Here is a 17,111-nt window from a genome sequence, read left to right as displayed (position 1 = left end):
TTCCCCATCGTCGCGGCCAGCTTTTATAGTACAGCGGTACTATGAAAACGGGTCGGACGGGAAGGGGGCACGGTGCCGAAACGTGTTGACCATGCTCAGCGCCGGGCGCACATCGCTGACGCCCTGGTGCAGGTGGCCGCGCGGGACGGACTGCACGCGGTGACCATGCGCGCCGTCGCGGCCGAAGCGGGCATGTCCGTGAACCTGGTGCAGTACTACTTCGACACCAAGGCCCAGTTGATGCACGCCGCACTGCAGCACCTGGAGCAGCAGAGCCACGAGCGGTGGTCGGCGCGGCTCGAGAGCCTGGAGGATCCGGGTTCGGCCCGGGCCTGTCTCGAAGCGTTCGTCGATGAAGCCCTGCCGGTCGACGCGGACAGCCGCACCTTCCGGCTGGTGTGGACGTCCTACGCCGTACTGGCCATGACTGACCCCGAGCTGGCGGAGCAGCCCTTCGTCGAGGGGCCGAACCGGCTTGAGCGACAGCTCACCCACATCCTGGCCACGGCTCAGCAGGCGGGAGAGATTGCGTCTCATCTGGATGTCTCCGCCGAGGCCGCGCGTCTGCTGAGCCTCAGTCACGGTGTCGGGACCAGCGTGCTGGTCGGGCAGCGGTCGGCGGCACACGCCCGGTTCGTGATGCGCTACCACCTCTCCCGCTTGTTCAACGACCCCACTCCGCCCGAGGCCCCTGGCCAGCACGTAACGGCAGCTTCCTGACTGGTGCCGGCGGCTCGGAAACGGGACGCCCTGCCGTGTGATGTGCGGCAGGGCTCGCGAGTGGACTGCCCCGCTTGACGGACAGGAGAAGCTCAGTGACCACCCATACCCAGCAGTTGCGGGACTTTCCCTTCGCGCCCCCCGCCGAGCTGCACATGGAACCGGCCTTCGCGCAATTACGCGAAGAGGAGCCCATCAGCCGCGTCCGCCTCCCGTACGGGGGTGAGGCATGGCTGGTCACGCGTTATCAGGACATCAAGACCGTGCTGGGCGACCCGCGGTTCAGCCGTGCCGCCACGCAGCACGCCCGGGCGCCGCGGATCCAGCCCGACCCGGCGGGTGAAGGCGTGCTGATGTCGCTGGACCCCCCGGACCACACGCGGCTGCGTAAAACGGTCGCCGGTGTCTTCACCAAGCGCAGGGTGGAAGAGCTGCGGCCCGCCACGCAGATGATCGCCGAGGAGTTGCTGGAGGCGATGGAAGCCTCGGGCGCACCGGCCGATCTGGTCGCGTCGTACGCGCTGCCGCTGCCCGTCACGGTGATCTGCGACCTGCTGGCTGTACCCAGGGAGGACGGTGATCAGTTGCGGGGCTGGTCCGATGCGCTGCTGTCCACCACGGCCTGCACTCCCGCTGAATCGGCGGCGGCCGCGCAGGCCATGGCCGACTACTTCGCCGCCCTGGTGAGCCAACGGCGCCGCCGGCCGACCGATGACCTGCTCGGGGCTCTGGTGCAGACGTGGGACCGGGAGGAGGGGCTGCTTCGCGACGAGGAGCTGGTCCTTCTCACCCGTGATCTGCTCATCGCCGGCCATGAGACCACCGCGAGCCAGATCGCCAACTGCACCTACCTGCTGCTCCAGCGCCCGCATGACATGGACCGCTTGCGCACGGACCCCTCGGCGATGGCGTCCGCAGTGGAGGAGCTGCTGCGGTTCATCCCGCTGGGCTCGGGCAGTTTCCGGGCCAGGGTCGCCACCGAGCCGGTGGAACTGTGCGGGGTGAGGATCCAGCCCGGCGAGACCGTGTTCGCCCCCACTGTGGCGGCCAACTGGGATCCGGACGTCTTTGCCGATCCGGGCCGCCTCGATATCGACAGGTCCCCCAACCCGCACGTCGCCTTCGGGCACGGTGTGCACCACTGTCTGGGTGCGCAGTTGGCCAGGCTGGAGCTCCAGGTGGCGCTGGGCGTCCTGCTGCGCCGTCTGCCGCGGCTCCAACTGGCTGTCGACGAAGCGGAGATCGTGTGGAAGACGGGCATGCAGGTCCGTGGGCCGAAGACCCTGCCGGTGCAGTGGTGACCGGGGAGTCTGCGGCTGCAGGCCGTTGGCGGCTGGCAGTGGACGCGACGTTGTGCATCGGATCGGGCGCGTGTGCTGGTTCCTCTGCCCATTTCCGGATGACGCAGGACGGCCACGCCGAGCCGCGCGAGGACGTCATCGTCGCTGATGACACGGCACGGGACGCCGCGGAGTGTTGCCCGGTGGAGGCCATCACGGTGTCCGACAGCAGTACCGGCGACTTGATCGCACCAGCGTGATCCGCAGGGGCATGTCGCCACCCCAGCATCACCTCCCCTGAGGCCATGGAGGAACCACCTGTCGACTACGGGCCGCTTCCCAGGGGGCCGAGGGGCTCAGGGGTGACCTTGGGCGGGCCATGAGGCTGCCTTGCTTGGGCGTGGAGTGACGGGCGCTTCAGTGAAATTCGGTGCGGCACTCAGCCGGCCTGCCCGGTCGCGATCCGGGTGGACGCCGGCGTGCCGCGCCTGTCCGCTGGCATGGGCAGGCGGTTTGTGCAGCCCGTCGAGTCCACCGATTCTCCGGCCGCAAAGGGAACTTCATGACCTTCGTCATAGAGCTCGACATGAACGTCACGCCCGATCAACTTGTGGACGTGGCGCGGCAGCGCACGCCCGTGGAACTGTCCGCACCCGTCCGCTCCCGCGTCCGCGCCTCGCGCGACGTGTTGGCGAAGTTCGTGCAGGACGAACGTGTCATCTACGGGGTCAACACCAGCATGGGGGGCTTCGTCGACCACCTCGTCCCGGTGTCCCAGGCCCGGCAGCTCCAGGAGAACCTGATCAACGCGGTCGCCACCAACGTGGGGGCGTATCTGGACGACACGACGACCCGGACCATCATGCTGTCCCGCATCGTGTCGCTGGCGCGCGGGAACTCCGCGATCACCCCGGCGAATCTGGACAAGCTGGTGGCCGTACTCAACGCCGGGATCGTGCCGTGCATCCCGGAGAAGGGCTCTCTGGGCACCAGCGGTGACCTCGGCCCGCTGGCCGCGATCGCCCTGGTGTGCGCGGGGCAGTGGAAAGCCCGCTACAACGGTCGGATCATGCCTGGGCGGCAGGCCCTGTCCGAGGCCGGCGTCGAGCTGATGGAGCTGAGCTACAAGGACGGCCTGGCCCTGATCAACGGCACGTCGGGCATGGTCGGCCTGGGCACCATGGTCCTCCAGGCCGCGCGCCGGCTCGTGGACCGCTACCTGCAGGTGTCCGCGTTGTCGGTCGAGGGCCTGGCGGGCATGACGAAACCGTTCGACCCTCGCGTGCACGGCGTCAAGCCGCACCGCGGGCAGCGTCAGGTGGCCCTGAGGTTGTGGGAGGGGCTTGCCGACTCGCACTTGGCGGTCAACGAACTGGACACCGAGCAGACCCTGGCCGGAGAGATGGGCACGGTCGCCAAGGCCGGGTCGCTGGCGATCGAGGACGCCTACTCCATCCGGTGCACGCCGCAGATCCTCGGTCCCGTGGTCGACGTGCTGGACCGGATCGGAGCGACCCTTCAGGACGAGCTGAACTCCTCCAACGACAACCCGATCGTCCTGCCCGAAGAGGCGGAGGTGTTCCACAACGGGCACTTCCACGGCCAGTACGTGGCCATGGCCATGGACCACCTGAACATGGCCCTGGCCACCGTGACCAATCTCGCCAACCGGCGCGTGGACCGTTTCTTGGACAAGAGCAACAGCAACGGGCTGCCCGCCTTCCTGTGCCGGGAAGATCCGGGATTGCGCCTGGGCCTGATGGGCGGCCAGTTCATGACCGCGTCGATCACCGCGGAGACCCGAACCCTGACCGTTCCGATGTCGGTGCAGTCCCTCACGAGTACGGCGGACTTCCAGGACATCGTGTCCTTCGGATTCGTCGCCGCCCGTCGCGCCCGGGAGGTGCTCACCAACGCCGCCTACGTGGTGGCCTTCGAGCTGCTGTGCGCCTGCCAGGCCGTCGACATCCGCGGTGCGGACAAACTGTCCTCCTTCACCCGCCCGCTCTATGAGCGCACCCGCGAGATCGTGCCGTTCTTCGACCGGGACGAGACCCTCACCGACTACGTCGAGAAGCTGGCGGCCGACCTGATCGCGGGCGAGCCCGTCGACGCTGCCGTGGCGGCGCACTGAAGCCGCACCCGGAAGGGAGACACACCGTGACGATCACGCTGGCCGAGCAGGCGGTTACGGACTTCGTCCGGGAATGGAGCACGGCCGAAGAGCGGGGAGACCACAGGGCGCTGGACGACCTGCTCGCGAAGGACTTCGTCGGCGTCGGGCCCCGGGGCTTCGTGCGCAGCCGCGAGGAGTGGCTGGCCCGCTACAGCACGGGCACCGTGCGCAACACCTCGTTCGAGGTGGGCGACCTGCGCATCCGCTCCTACGGGGAGACGGCGGTCGTGGTGGCGGCCCAGACCCAGCAGAGCGTGAACGGTGATGCCGACGCCAGCGGTGCGTTCCGCTTCACGCTCGTCGTCGTCCGCCAGGACGGGCGGCTGCGCCTCGCCGGCCTGCACCTGAGCCCGAACGCCGTCCCGGCAGGTGGCTGAGCCCCTGCCGGGACGGCGTCGGCTCCGGCCGCCCGCGCTGGTCACACGGCGTGGGCGGCCGGAGCGTCCGCCTTTACCGTCTCCTGTGCGCGCAGGGCAAACCGCTGGATCTTGCCCGTAGGCGTCTTGGGCAGTTCCGCGACGAACTCGACCAGGTGCGGAAAGTGATGGCTGGGCAGACGGTCTTTGCACCACTGCCGCAGTAGCCGGGCCAGTGCGTCGCTGCTCTGGCAGCCGTCGCGCAGCACGATGAACGCCTTGATCCGGGTGAGGCGGTCGGTGTCCACGCCGACGACCGCTGCCTCGGCCACATCCGGGTGCTGCTGAAGGGCGGTCTCGATCGCGGCGGGCGCGACCCACAGCCCGGAGACCTTCATCATGTCGTCGGCACGTCCCTCGTACCAGTAGAAGCCGTCCTCGTCGCGGCGGTAGCGGTCGCCGGTGCGGTACCAGCTCCCCTGCAGCACCGCGCGGGTCTGGTCGGCACGGTGCCAGTACTGGGCCAGCATGCTGCCGCCCTGCACGAACATCTCTCCGCTGCCCGCGCCGTCCACGTCGCCACCGTCGGGGTCGACGAGCTTGATCTGGTAGCCGGGCACGGCCCTCCCGGAGGAGCCGGGGCGCAGCGCCCTCTCGGTGTTGCTGCAGTAGATGTGCAGCATTTCGGTGGACCCCACACCGTCCAGGATCGTCAGCCCGTAGAGGTCGCGCCATCGTTCCCAGACGTGGGCGGGCAGACTCTCGGCGGCCGAGACGCACAGCCGGATGGACGACAGGTCCCGAAGGCCGGCGCCGGGTGAGCGGGGCATGGCGTTGTACAGGGCAGGGACGGAGAACAGCAGTGTGGGACGTACTTGCTCGATGGTCTCCAGCACGAGGTGTGGTGCCGGAAACCCGGACAGCAGGACCGAGGTCCCGCCGAACCACAGCGGAAACAGCAGGCTGTTGCCCAGGCCGTAGGCGTGGAAGAGCTTGGTGGTGGACAGGTGAATGTCGTCCTGAGTGACACCCAGGACATCGCCCGCGTAGTGCCGGCAGGCGGGTGCGATGTCCCGTTGCAGGTGAACCACCCCTTTCGGCCGTCCGGTGGACCCGGAGCTGTACAGCCACAGCGCGGGATCCTCGGCGTGTGTGGAGGCGGCGCCCAGCTCGCCCTCGTGGCCGCGGATCAGGTCGCGCATGTGGAGCCTGCCGTCGTCCGGCCCTGCGGGCTCGGTGCTGATCACCATCACGCCGGCCTCCTGTAGAGCGGGCGCGAGCTCCTCATACCGGTCCGCCTCGATCACAGCCGCCCGGGCGCAACTGTCCTGGGCGTAGAAACAAACCTGCTCAGGGCCGGATTGGTAGTTGATCGGGACGGGGACGGCGCCGATGCGGCCGACGCCGAGGAAGGCGGTGATGAACGCCGGGGTGTCGTCCAGAACGAGCAGGACGCGCTGTTCGCGCTGGATGCCAAGTGCGCTCAGAGCCCGGCCCATCGCACACATGCTCCGGTACACCTCGCCGTAGCTGACGGGGCCGTGGGGGCTGTAGAGGGCGGCCTTGTCGCTCAGACCGCTGTCGAGGTGGTGATCGACCAGCGTTGAGAGGTTGAAGCGGTCGGTGGTCATGTCGGCTCCTGTTCGAGAGGCATGGAGCTGATCGCCCCCGGGTGTGGCCCTGCCCCGGTCGCGGCATTGGCCGGGAGCCGGGGCAGGGCTGGGTGGGGTGTGGTGGAGTCAAGGGCTGCTCGGGGGGATGTTCTGGTTGAGGCGGAACAGGTTCGTCGGGTCGTACTTGGCCTTGATGGCCTGCAACCGTTCGAACTTGGCGGCTCCGTAAGCCGCCCGCGTGCGGTCCGCCTCGCCCGGGTTCATGAAGTTGACGTAGCCGCCGGACAAGTGGCCGGCCAGGGCCCGGTAGCCCTCGCGGGCCCAGGCGGTGTGGCCGGTGTCCTCGGTGGGGTCCATCCAGGCGGCGGCCAGGTTGGTGACGAACGGCGATTGGCGGTTGGGGTAGGCGGTGGCGTCCTCGGGGACGCGCGCCACGGCCCCGCCCAGGTAGAGCAGTTCGAGCTGGGTGAACGGGGAGGCGATGTCGGCGGCGTGTTCCAGGACCGTGTCGATGGCGTCGTCGCTCAGTTCGTTCAGGTAGCCGCTCTTGGTGTAGATCCGGTCTGGGACGACGGCGCCGGGGAAGGAATACGCCTGCAGGGCCCGGTAGGGCAAGGTCGCCTTGGTCAGGCCGTGGGGTTTGCCGACGTGAAGGATGGACTCAAGCTGCCGCTCTCCCTCGTGGGGGTCCCCGATCCAGCAGCTCATGGCGCAGATCACCGGCTTGCCGTGCATGTCGGCGGGCAGTTCGGGCAGGGGCGGTGCCAGGCGCAGATACAACGCCCAGGTCAGTTCGTCGGGGGCGGTGGCCATGTGGTCGCGCCAGGCCCGGATGACCTGGGGTCCTTCGTCCAGCGAATAGTAGGTGCTGGCGAAACGGACAGGCCCGACCCGGTGGAGGCCGAACTCGAATGCGGTGACCACACCGAAGTTGCCGCCGCCGCCGCGGACGGCCCAGAACAGGTCGGGGTTCTGGGTGTCGCTTGCGGTGAGGACGCTGCCGTCCGCGGTGACGATCTCCACGGAGGTGAGGTTGTCGATGGACAGGCCGTACTTGCGGCTCAGCCAGCCGAACCCGCCGCCGAGGACGAGTCCCCCCAATCCGGTGTGGGAGACCACACCGGCGGGGGTAGCAAGCATGTGAGCCTGGGTGGCGGTGTCGAACGCCCCCAGCAGGCAGCCGCCCTGGGCTCGCGCGCGCCGCAGGCGGCGGCTGACCTTGATGCTGTTCATCAAGGTCAGATCGATGACGATCCCGCCGTCGCATACCGAGTGCCCGGCCATGCTGTGTCCTCCGCCGCGGACCGCGACCAGCAGGCCGCTCTTGCGGGCGAAGCTCACCGCGGCGACCACGTCCGGGGTGCTGGTGCAGCGGGCGATCAGCGCTGGGCGCCGGTCGATCGTGCCGTTCCAGATGCGGCGCGCCTCGTCGTAGTCGGCGTCGCTCGGCCAGATCAACTCCCCCCGGAACGCCGCGCTGAACGTGGCCAGGGTGGCAGGGTCGAGCTGTGGAAACTGCATGCTTGTCCCTTTCTGCGGCGCCACGGCAGGCGCTTGACAGGGCCGGCGGCTGAGGGGTTCAGAAGTCCGGCGACAGCGGGTCGCATCCGTAGGCGGCGAGCTGCTTCAGAGCGGCCCGTACGGCTTCGATATCGGCGTCCGGCTCGCCCGCCCGGGCCGGCAGCAGGGCGAGGGCCGTCGCGTCGCCGCGGGCAACCGCGGGCGTGCGCCGTGCCAGGGCGGTCAGGCTCTGTCCGGGGCCGGTTTCGGCCAAGAGGTGAGGGCCACCACTGCTCAGCAGATGCCCCAAGGCGGGGCCGAACAGAACCGGCTCGGCGGGTTGACCGGTCCAGAACTGCCAGTCGGTGGCGAGCTCGTCGGAAAGTTCCTGACCGGTGTAGGCGGAGTAGAGGGTGGTGTGGGGCGGGTGGAGGGGCGGACGGGTGAGCAAGCCCGCGTGGGCCGTGACGACCTCGCGCATCACCGGGTGGTGGAAGGGCTGCAGGGCGCGGGCCCGGGCATAGGTGATACCGGCACCGCGGAGGGCGGCTTCCACGCCGGCCAGGGCCTCTTCCGGGGCGGAGAGCAGCAACTGGCGCGGGGCGTTGACGGCGCCGATGACCACGCCCGGCACAAGGTGGGCTTCGACCTCCTTGGGGCTGGCGGCGACGGCCAGCATGCCGCCGCGCGGGGCGTGCCGGTAGACGCCGATGTATTCGGCCAGGTAGCGCAGGCCACAGTCGAAGGAGAACACGCCGGCCAGGGTGGCGGCGGACAGTTCCCCCACGCTGTGGCCCAGCAGGCCGTCGGGGCGCAGACCGGCCTCGATGACCATGGTGCCCAGCGCGCAGTTGACCGCGTACAGCAGGGGCTGGGCGTAGGAGATGTCGTCGAAGGCCGCGGGTGGAGTGGCCGCGAGCCATCCTTCGCGCAGGGTGCGTCCCGCCGGTCCGAAGGCGTCGAAGGCGTGGTCCATCGTGGAGGTGAAGGACTTGGAGACGCCGTAGAGGCCGGCGGCCATGCGGGCGTGCTGTGCCCCTTGGCCGGGGAAGGTGAGAACGACTCCGGGGCGCGGCGGACGGGGGAGGCGGGGGCATCCATCGGCTGGCTCCTGCGGTGCAAGAGGGGCGAGAGGTTGGGCGGACGGTGCCTCAGTTCCTGCTGGCGGGCACGTTGACGTACTCCAGGACGGCGCGCGGCGTCTTCAGGTCCCGGATGACGTCCTCCGGGATCTCGATGTCGTAGCGGTGCTTGAGCTGGGCGGAGGTCTCCAACAGGACCAGGGAGTCGTAGCCGAGGACCTCGAACTCGCGGTCGAGGATGTCGTCGCCCTGGGCGAGGGCCTGCTCGTCCCCGGAGCACTCGCTGAGGATCTGCAGGAGCTGGTCGATGCCGAGCATGCGGAACGATCCCTTCTCAATGGGTGGGAACACGGGGAGTAGTGGTGTCAGGGGGTGTGCTCGACGATGACGGCCGAGTTGAAGCCGCCGGCGCCGCGCGCGAGGACGAGGGCCCTCGACAGGGGGCACGTGCGGGGCTCGTCGCGGACGAGGTCGATCTGGTAGTCGTCGACAACGTCGGTGACGTTGACGGCCGGTGGGATGACGTTGTCGCGCAGCGCGAGCAGGGCACACACCACATCGAGTGGCCCGCCGCCGGCCATCAGGCGACCGACCATGGTCTTGGGCGCGCAGACGGGGACGCCGTACGGGCCGAAGACCGCCCGCAGGGCATCGGCTTCCTGGGCGTCGAGGTCGGCGACGCCTGCCGCGTCGGCGACGACGAGGTCGATGGCGTCGGGCTCAAGCCCCGCATCCGCCAGAGCCAGGTCAACGGCACGCCGCAGACCGGAGGGCCGTTGCGTGCCGGGGGCGGGGTCGAAGGTCGCCGCGTAGCCGGTGATCTTTCCGTAGGGACGTCGGTCGGTGCGTCCGCGCGCCGATTCGGCGTCCTCCATGACGAGGAGGGCACCGCCTTCTCCCGGCACATAGCCGCAGGCCCGCTGGTCGAACGGCAGGTAGGCGGTGGCGGGGTCGGTGGCCGTGCTGACGGTGCCGGAGGCCAGGTGGGACACCCAGCCCCATGGGTCGAAGGAGGACTCGACGCCGCCGGTGACCATCAGGCGACTGCGGCCGCGGGTGATCGTGCGGCGGGCGTGCCCGATGGCATCGAGGCCGCCGGCCTGTTCGGCGACGACCACGCCGCCCGGGCCGCGCATCTTGTGCCGGATGGAGATCTGGCCGGTGTTGACGGCGTAGAACCAGGCGAAGCACTGGTAGACGCTGACGCGGTCGGGGCCCTGCGTCCACAGCCGCTGCATCTCCCGGTGGGAGAACTCGAAGCCGCCGGTCGCGTTCGAGGTGACGACCCCGCACTCGTAGGTGCCGAGTTCGCCGACGTCGGCCTGGGCGTCCTCCAGGGCCCGGTCGGCGGCGACCAGGGCGAGCCGGGTGACGCGGTCGGTCTGCGGCAACAGCCGCCCGGGCAGATGCTCCTTGGCCTCGAAGCCGGTGATCTGCCCGGCCAGGCACGCCGTGTACTGCGTGGGATCGAACCCCTGCAGCGGTGCGATGCCCCGGGTACCGGCCAGGGTGGCGTTCCAGTACTCCTTGACGCTCAGGCCGGTGGGTGCGGTCACACCCATCCCGGTGATCACGACATCGGTGCTCATGCGCGGCCTCCTCGCCATTTCTCCAGGACCATGGCGCTCTGGAAGCCGCCGAACCCGCTCCCCACGGTGAGGACGACGTCAAGGTCCACATCACGTGCCTCAAGGGGGACGTAGTCCAGGTCGCAGTCCGGGTCGGGCTCATGGAGGTTCGCGGTGGGGGCACCACTCCGTTGCGGATGGCCAGCGCGCAGGTGGCGACCTCGATCGCGCCGATCGCGCCGAGGGAATGCCCGATCATCGACTTGATCGAGCTGACCGGGACGTTGCAGGCGTGCTCGCCCAGGGCCTTCTTGAACGCCTCGGTTTCATGCAGGTCGTTCTGCTTGGTGCCCGAGCCGTGAGCGTTGACGTACCCGACGGCAGCGGGGTCGGTGCGGGCCTCGTCCAGGGCGGTCGTGATGGCACGGGCCATCTCATTGCCGTCCCGGGACAGGCCCGTCATGTGGTACGCGTTCGAGTGCGCGGCGTATCCGGTGATGGTGCCGTAGACATCGGCGCCGCGCCGCCGGGCGTGTTCGCTCTCCTCCAGGACCAGCATGGCCGCGCCCTCGGCGATGGCGAATCCGTCCCGGGTGCGGTCGAAGGGGCGCGGGGCATGTTCGGGATCGTCGTTACGGCGCGTGGTGGCCTTGATCGCGTCGAAGCACGCCACCGCGATCGGGGTGACAGGAGCATCGGTGGCGCCGGCGACCATCACGTCGGCGCTGCCCTCATGGATGAGCTGGCAGGCATGGCCGAGGGCGTCGATGCCGGAGGTGCAGCCGGCCGAGATGACCGACACCGGTCCTTCGGCACCGGCCGCCCAGGCGATCTCGCGGGCAAGGGAACCCGGTACGAAGTAGTCGAAGAGGTGGGGGGACTGGTACTTCTGGTCGACCAGCCACTGGCGTCCCTCATCGGACAGCACGACGTACTCGTTCTCGATGCTCGTGGCGGATCCCACCGCGTTGCCCACGCTCACACCGATGCGGCCGGGGTCGATACCCGTACCGGAGGTGATCCCGGCTTCCGCCACCGCCCGTCTGGCGCAGGCCACGGCCAGCAGGCCGGCCCGGTCCAGACGCCGGACCTCGCGGCGGCTGAACCCGCAGGCCAGCGGATCGAGATCGACCTCTCCCGCCACCTGGGAACGGAACGGCGTGGGGTCGAATGCCGTGATCCTGCGGATCGCGCTCCGCCCCGCTGTGATCATCTTCCAGAAGCCCTCGGTATCCGTCGAACCGGGTGCGAGGACGCTCAGGCCAGTTATGACTACGTGTCGGCTCACACCTTGAGACCTTGCGGGGTGCTGCTCCAGCGGCAGTCCACCGCCGCTCTTCGGCTGCTCCAGAGCGCCTTGCTCGGGCTGCAGGGAGCGCCTTGCCCGGGCGTGGACCGGCCCTGCACCGCCGGCAGGGAGCCTCGTCGTCGGGCCTGCCCGTTCCGGCCGCCCCGACGAAGGGAGAAAGTCTCGCCATGCCCGCACACACCGAGTCCCCAAGCGTCGCCCTGGTCACAGGCGGCACCAGCGGCATTGGTCTGTCGATCGCCCAGGCCCTGCTGCAGGACGGGCTGAAGGTCATCATCACCGGCCGCGACCGCGGGAAGCTGGAGACGGTCGTCAGGTCGCTGAGGATGGAAGACGACCAATTCGACGTGGCCGGCTACACCTGCGACGTACGGGACCGCGACGCGGTGCACGACATGGTGGAACGGTGCGCCAAGGAGCACGGCGAGCCGAAGGTCCTGGTCAACAACGCCGGCCGCAGCGGCGGCGGCGTGACCGCCGCGATCCCCGACGAGCTGTGGCTGGACGTTATCAACACCAACCTCAACAGCGTCTTCTGGGTGACCCGCGAGGTCATCCGGAGCAGCGACGCGATCAAGCAGCCGGCCGGCCGGATCATCAACATCGCGTCCACCGGCGGTAAGCAAGGTGTCCCGTACGGGGCCCCGTACTCGGCGGCCAAGGCCGGTGTCATCGGCTTCACCAAGGCACTCGCCAAGGAATTCGCCGCCCACGGCGGCCCCACCGTGAACGCGGTATGCCCCGGCTACGTGGAAACGCCCATGGCCCAGGACATCCGCGCCAGTTACGCCAAGCTCAACAACGTCACCGAGGAGCAGGTCCTCGCCGACTTCGAGGCCAAAATCCCCCTCGGCCGCTACTGCACCCCCGAGGAGGTGGCGGGCATGGTGCGCTACCTGGTCAGCCCGGCAGCCGCGTCCGTGACCGCCCAGGCACTCAACGTCTGCGGCGGACTGGGCAGTTACTGACGCTTCGAGTGGAAGAGGGACGCGCGCATGACCATCGATGCATCCCACGAGTCCTCCGCCTTCGGCTTCGAGGGCCAGCCCTACTACGAACACCGGCGGCTGCGCCTGTATGACGCCGTGGTCGTCCATGCGTCGAACCGGCTGCTGTGGCGCTGCCCGAAGTCACGGCTGCTCGACCACTACAACGACTGGATCACCTCCCGCCACTTGGAGGTCGGCCCCGGCTCGGGCTACTACCTGGACCACTGCCGCTTCCCCGCGGGTACACCCGAGCTGACCCTGCTCGACCTCAACCCCGACCCGCTCAAGTTCGCCGCGCACCGCCTGCGCCGCTACACCCCGCGCTGCGTGCAGGCGGACATCATGGAACCCCTGCCCGACCTCGTCGGCAGCGGATTCACATCCATCGCCTACAACTACGTCATGCACTGCCTGCCCGAGCCACCGGGCGGCAAGCAGATCGTCTTCAAGCACCTGCGCGAGGCACTCGCGCCCGACGGCGTCCTCTTCGGCAGCACCGTCCTGTCCCAGGGCGTGAAACACACCGCCCTCTCCCGCCGCTTCAACATCCTTTACCAGCGCCAGGGCTCCTTCCACAACCAGCATGACAGCGTCCACGGGCTGCACCAGGCCCTGGAAGAACACTTCGCCAGCCACTGGATCGAGGTACGCGGCAGCGTCGCACTCTTCGCGGCCCGCGCATCGCAGCGCACCGCGCCCCGCCACCCCGGAGCATCCCTGGACTCACGATGAGTGAGAAAAGGCGCGTGACGTCCGGGGCCACCTATCGTGATGCGGCCATTCCCCTGACGGCGCTGTGGACCTCGCCCTTCGCGCGGTGGGGAGGCACCCTGTCCCACCTCTCCAGCCTCGACCTGGCCGTGGCCGCCACCGGCCGGGCACTGTCGGAGCGCGGCATCGACCGCGACGCCATCGAGGGCATGGTGCTGGGCTGGACCGTGCCGCAGCCCGCCATCTTCTACGGAGCCACCACGCTCGCGGCCCGACTGGGCATGCCCCATGTCTCCGGACCGATGCTCAACCAAGCCTGCGCCACCTCCGTCGCGGCCATGCACCAGGCCGCCGCGGCAGTGGGAACAGGAGTCGGCCCACAACTGATCGTCACCACCGACCGCACCAGCAACGGCCCGGACCTCTCCTGGCCCTCACCCGCCGGTTCCGAGCATGGACCGGTGCGCGAGAACTGGGTACGCGACAGCTTCTCCCGGGACCCCGTCACCGGACAGAGCATGCTCGCCACAGCCGAAGCCGTCGCGGCCGAGTGCGGTTTCACCCGCGACGACCTGGACGCCCTCGCCGTCCTGCGCTCCGAGCAATACACCGCCGCACTCAGCGACGACCGCACCTTCCAGCGTGACTTCACGGTCGGCATCGAGATCGAACAGGACGAACTCGGCACCGTACGGCTCCTGGCCGACGAGGGCGTGCGGCCGGTCACGACCGACAGCGCCGGTCAACTCCCGACAGTCCGCCCCGGCGGCGTCCACACCGCCGCCACGCAAACGCATCCCGCCGACGGCACCGCGGGGGCCCTGGTGACCACGACACCGCGCGCCCGGGAATGCGCCGACCGCGGACCGATCGTGCGCCTGGTCGCATCCGGCTTCGCCCGCGTGGAGCCGGCCCGCATGCCCAAGGCACTCGTTCCCGCCGCGCAGGCGGCGCTGCACGCCGCCGGGCTGAAGATCGACACGATGGATGCCATCAGCACCCACAACCCCTTCGCGGTGAACGACCTGTACTTCGCCCGGGAAACCGGGGTAACGCTGGAGGCCATGAACGCGTCCGGCTGCAGCCTCCTCTTCGGACACCCCCAAGGCCCGACCGGGCTGCGGACGGTCACGGAACTCGCTTACGTACTGAAGGCACGCGGCGGCGGGCTCGGACTGTTCACCGGGTGCGCCGCGGGGGACACCGCGGCAGCACTGATCATCGAAGTGACCGATTGACCCGGCCTCCTAGTGCCCAGTGCTGGGCGGACAGGGACACCTGCGGGCTGTGGTGAAGGAGGCTTTCGGCCTTCACCACAGCCCGTTCGGTTTGTGCCTCGGCGGCCCCCTTCGGGGTATGGGCCCGGCCCGCAGCAGCAAAGGTCACGTCCCGTGGCCGGTCAGCACCGTGGCGATGCCGGCCTGGGCAATGCCGCTCTCCTGGACCTGCCGCACGGCCGCGACCTCGCGCGCCATGGCCGCTTCCACCGCACTCAGCGAGGGCCGCATCAGCCGCAGATGTGCGGCCGTGGACGAACCCGGCTGAGTCCACCGGTGGATCAGCCGGATAGCGGCGGGAATGAGATCGTCCGGCTCGACGATGTCGTCGAGGAGACCGAGGTCCAGTGCCTGGCAGGCGCCTAGCCGGGCGCTGTTCATGATCAGGCACATGGCCCTGGACGCACCGGCCAGGCGGGGCAGGAACAGGCTCGCGGCGTTGGACACGGTCAGTCCGGCAGCGGTCTCCGGCCATGAGATCGCGGCCCGAGCCGTGGCGATCCGGGCGTCGAAGCTCAGGGCCATCTCGCCGGCGCCACCGACGGCGATGCCGTTGAGGGCGGCCACGACCGGAACTTCGGTGGCGAGAGCGGCACGGGTGATGTCGTTGAACAGCTCCATCTCCGCCGGCAAGTCGAGTTCCGGGCCGGTGACTTCACGCAAGTCCATTCCGGCAGAGAAGGCTTTTCCCCGACCGGTGACCACCACCCCGCGAGCATGGCTCCCACCGCCATAGTGGCGCAGCATCTCGGCCAGGCCCCGGCGCATGCCGCGGGTCAGGGCGTTGAGTTTCGCCGGACGGCTCATCGCGATCACGGCAACGCCGCTGTCGACCGTGACGGTCAGGTCGGCGAAGCTCGGCAACGGCGGTACGCCGCTCATGCCCACGCGTCCGCTGCGGCGTCGAACGCACCGGTGCGCTGGTCGTCCCCGGGACGAAGCAGCCGGCGCTTCTGGATACGGGCGGAGGGAGTCATGGGGAAGGAGTCGACGAACTCGACATAGGCAGGGACCTTGAATTTCGCGAGGTTGCGGCGGGTGTGCGCGAGGATGCTGCGGGCCGTTGCCGTGGTGGGGCGGTAGCCGGGACGCAGTTGCAGGAAGGCTTTGGGCAGCTCACCGAAGAGCTCGTCGGGGATGCCGGCGAGCGCGGCGGCCAGGACCGCCGGGTGGGCTTCGAGGACGCTCTCAACCTCGGCCGCTGCGATGTTCTCCCCCCCACGTCGGATCATGTCCTTCAGCCGCCCGGCGTGCACCACGCTCCCGGCACCCTCGGCACGTCCGAGGTCACCGGTGTGGTACCAGCCGCCGCGGAACGCCCGCTCGGTACTGTCCGGGTTGTTCCAATAGCCCTTCATCATGGGCCTTCCCCGCACCAGGATCTCGCCGATCTGCCCGGGCTGGACGGGGCGGTGGTGCTCGTCGGCGACGAGGACCTCCTTGCCGGCCGGCGGATACCCCATCGCGCCGCTGCCCACGGTGGCCTCCTCACCAGGCGGCGTGATCAAGTCCAGTCCGCTCTCGGTGGAGCCGTACACCTCCCGCCAGGCCGCACCCCAGCGGTCCTCGAACGCACGGTGCAAGTCGCGCGGGATGCCCGAGCACAGGACCAGCCGCATCGCATGATCGCGGTCGCCCGAGTGGGGCGGCTGCTTGTACAGCAGCATGGGCATGCTGCCCAGCACGTAGGTCAGCGTGGCCCGGTGCCGGCGGACGGAGTGCCAGAAGCCGGAGGCGGAGAACCGCGGGAGCACCACCAGCGGAACGCCGCCCATCAGGCACATCACGGCTTTCCACTGGGGATCCATGTAGGAGAACGCCTGGGCCGTCAGCACGATGTCGTCCGGACGGAGGCCGGAGTGGACAGCGATCATCCACGCCGTGCGCAGCCAGTAGTCGTGGCTGAGCATGCAGGCTTTCGGAAAGCCTGTGGTGCCAGAGGTGTACTGGAAGTTGACGGTGTCGTCCGCGTGCGCCGACAGGCCCGGACCGTCCACCGGCCGGTCGCCGAAGCCGGCCTCCAGTTCGCGTAGCGTCCGGACCGCACAGGGGCGCCCGATGGCGCCGCTCACGTCACGGGCCAAAGGCACGCAGCCCGGGGAGGCCAGGACCAGCACGGCCCGAGAGTCCTTCAGGACGTGCGTGAGGTCCGCGGCGCCGAAGCGGGTGTTGACCGGCACTGTGATGGCGCCGGCCTTGATGGCCGCGAACCAGCTCAACGGCCAGTCCGCCACGTTGTCCATCATGATCGCGACACGGTCACCCGGTTTGACACCCTGGGCGATCAGCGCCTGTGCCAGCCGGTCGGTGCGGGCATCGGTCTCGGAGAAGCCGAGCGTTCTGTCGCCGCATCGGAGGAACTCCTTGTCGCCGTGCAGCAACGCGGCATCTTTGACGAGTTCGCCGATGGTCTCCCAGCGCGGTCCCGCTTCGGGGCGGCGAACGTCGATCACAGATCGTGTGGGGGCCTGAGGGGCCGGTTCCATGCTTGTGGCCTCCGTCGCATCAGGCGGTGGCCCTTGCCACCGGT

14 protein-coding genes and 2 pseudogenes are annotated in these 17,111 nt (G+C 69.4%); 8 read left to right on the top strand and 8 right to left on the bottom strand.

What is annotated here, in order from left to right:
* Positions 1-72 precede the first annotated feature (72 nt).
* The 5 genes from E4N63_RS04740 to E4N63_RS04720 all read left to right on the top strand — a co-directional run bounded on the left by E4N63_RS04740 (position 73) and on the right by E4N63_RS04720 (position 4,553).
* Positions 73-720 carry a TetR/AcrR family transcriptional regulator gene (locus E4N63_RS04740; RefSeq protein WP_230239984.1) on the top strand — a complete coding sequence of 216 codons (648 nt, stop codon included), beginning with the start codon at positions 73-75 and terminating at the stop codon, positions 718-720.
* Between the two features lie 95 nt (positions 721-815).
* On the top strand, positions 816-2,021 hold the full coding sequence (locus tag E4N63_RS04735; RefSeq protein ID WP_230239983.1) for a cytochrome P450: 1,206 nt from the start codon (positions 816-818) through the stop codon (positions 2,019-2,021).
* On the top strand, positions 1,967-2,260 hold the full coding sequence (locus E4N63_RS30955) for a ferredoxin (RefSeq protein WP_308188643.1): 294 nt from the start codon (positions 1,967-1,969) through the stop codon (positions 2,258-2,260). The genes E4N63_RS04735 and E4N63_RS30955 overlap by 55 nt, the downstream gene beginning before the upstream one ends.
* A 302-nt stretch (positions 2,261-2,562) precedes the next feature.
* A complete protein-coding gene (locus tag E4N63_RS04725; RefSeq protein WP_230239981.1) occupies positions 2,563-4,134 on the top strand; it encodes a phenylalanine aminomutase (D-beta-phenylalanine forming) in 1,572 nt (523 codons plus the stop codon).
* Between the two features lie 26 nt (positions 4,135-4,160).
* The gene (locus tag E4N63_RS04720; RefSeq protein WP_230239980.1) at positions 4,161-4,553 is read left to right on the top strand and encodes a nuclear transport factor 2 family protein; all 393 of its coding nucleotides are present in this window, start codon (positions 4,161-4,163) and stop codon (positions 4,551-4,553) included.
* Positions 4,554-4,594: 41 nt separating this feature from the next.
* Here E4N63_RS04720 and E4N63_RS04715 read toward each other — a convergent pair whose 3' ends face one another.
* The 6 genes and pseudogenes from E4N63_RS04715 to E4N63_RS04690 form a co-directional block, all read right to left on the bottom strand.
* On the bottom strand, positions 4,595-6,163 hold the full coding sequence (locus E4N63_RS04715; RefSeq protein WP_230239979.1) for a benzoate-CoA ligase family protein: 1,569 nt from the start codon (positions 6,161-6,163) through the stop codon (positions 4,595-4,597).
* Positions 6,164-6,271: 108 nt separating this feature from the next.
* A complete protein-coding gene (locus tag E4N63_RS04710) occupies positions 6,272-7,666 on the bottom strand; it encodes an FAD-binding oxidoreductase (protein ID WP_230239978.1) in 1,395 nt (464 codons plus the stop codon).
* 58 nt (positions 7,667-7,724) lie between these two features.
* Positions 7,725-8,684: pseudogene (locus E4N63_RS04705) on the bottom strand (acyltransferase domain-containing protein); the annotation flags it as partial.
* Between the two features lie 112 nt (positions 8,685-8,796).
* Positions 8,797-9,078: an acyl carrier protein gene (locus tag E4N63_RS04700; RefSeq protein ID WP_230239976.1), complete on the bottom strand. Its 282-nt coding sequence runs from the start codon at positions 9,076-9,078 to the stop codon at positions 8,797-8,799.
* 14 nt (positions 9,079-9,092) lie between these two features.
* Positions 9,093-10,316, bottom strand: a complete 1,224-nt coding sequence (locus tag E4N63_RS04695; RefSeq protein ID WP_230239975.1) for a ketosynthase chain-length factor — start codon at positions 10,314-10,316, stop codon at positions 9,093-9,095.
* Positions 10,313-11,583 (bottom strand): annotated as a pseudogene (locus E4N63_RS04690) (beta-ketoacyl synthase). Before E4N63_RS04690 ends, E4N63_RS04695 begins: the two are co-directional and overlap by 4 nt.
* 188 nt (positions 11,584-11,771) lie before the next feature.
* Here E4N63_RS04690 and E4N63_RS04685 point away from each other — a divergent pair.
* From E4N63_RS04685 to E4N63_RS04675, 3 genes are read left to right on the top strand one after another with little or no spacing between them, the layout of a single operon-like run.
* Complete coding sequence (locus E4N63_RS04685) at positions 11,772-12,572, top strand: SDR family NAD(P)-dependent oxidoreductase (RefSeq protein WP_230239974.1); 801 nt, start codon at positions 11,772-11,774, stop codon at positions 12,570-12,572.
* A gap of 27 nt (positions 12,573-12,599) precedes the next feature.
* Positions 12,600-13,325 (top strand): class I SAM-dependent methyltransferase, encoded by a 726-nt coding sequence (locus E4N63_RS04680; protein ID WP_230239973.1) that lies wholly within the window; start codon positions 12,600-12,602, stop codon positions 13,323-13,325.
* A complete protein-coding gene (locus E4N63_RS04675; protein ID WP_230239972.1) occupies positions 13,322-14,542 on the top strand; it encodes a thiolase family protein in 1,221 nt (406 codons plus the stop codon). The genes E4N63_RS04680 and E4N63_RS04675 overlap by 4 nt, the downstream gene beginning before the upstream one ends.
* A 144-nt stretch (positions 14,543-14,686) precedes the next feature.
* Here E4N63_RS04675 and E4N63_RS04670 read toward each other — a convergent pair whose 3' ends face one another.
* The gene (locus E4N63_RS04670) at positions 14,687-15,463 is read right to left on the bottom strand and encodes an enoyl-CoA hydratase/isomerase family protein (protein WP_230239971.1); all 777 of its coding nucleotides are present in this window, start codon (positions 15,461-15,463) and stop codon (positions 14,687-14,689) included.
* Positions 15,460-17,034 (bottom strand): class I adenylate-forming enzyme family protein, encoded by a 1,575-nt coding sequence (locus E4N63_RS04665; RefSeq protein WP_230239970.1) that lies wholly within the window; start codon positions 17,032-17,034, stop codon positions 15,460-15,462. Before E4N63_RS04665 ends, E4N63_RS04670 begins: the two co-directional genes overlap by 4 nt.
* Between the last annotated feature and the right edge of the window lie 77 nt (positions 17,035-17,111).

Source organism: Streptomyces sp. MNU89 (assembly GCF_020982505.1).
Lineage (GTDB): Bacteria > Actinomycetota > Actinomycetes > Streptomycetales > Streptomycetaceae > Streptomyces > Streptomyces xinghaiensis.
Note: the sequence above shows the minus strand (reverse complement) of the source record. Positions and strands in the feature narration are given on the sequence as shown.

Excerpts from the sequence above, each read along its gene's own strand:
- E4N63_RS04715 (WP_230239979.1), bottom strand. The coding sequence starts at position 6,163 with ATGACCACCGACCGCTTCAACCTCTCAACGCTGGTCGATCACCACCTC.
- E4N63_RS04675 (WP_230239972.1), top strand. The coding sequence starts at position 13,322 with ATGAGTGAGAAAAGGCGCGTGACGTCCGGGGCCACCTATCGTGATGCG.
- E4N63_RS04695 (WP_230239975.1), bottom strand. The coding sequence starts at position 10,316 with ATGAGCACCGATGTCGTGATCACCGGGATGGGTGTGACCGCACCCACC.
- E4N63_RS04685 (WP_230239974.1), top strand. The coding sequence starts at position 11,772 with ATGCCCGCACACACCGAGTCCCCAAGCGTCGCCCTGGTCACAGGCGGC.
- E4N63_RS04725 (WP_230239981.1), top strand. The coding sequence starts at position 2,563 with ATGACCTTCGTCATAGAGCTCGACATGAACGTCACGCCCGATCAACTT.
- E4N63_RS04670 (WP_230239971.1), bottom strand. The coding sequence starts at position 15,463 with ATGAGCGGCGTACCGCCGTTGCCGAGCTTCGCCGACCTGACCGTCACG.
- E4N63_RS04710 (WP_230239978.1), bottom strand. The coding sequence starts at position 7,666 with ATGCAGTTTCCACAGCTCGACCCTGCCACCCTGGCCACGTTCAGCGCG.
- E4N63_RS04680 (WP_230239973.1), top strand. The coding sequence starts at position 12,600 with ATGACCATCGATGCATCCCACGAGTCCTCCGCCTTCGGCTTCGAGGGC.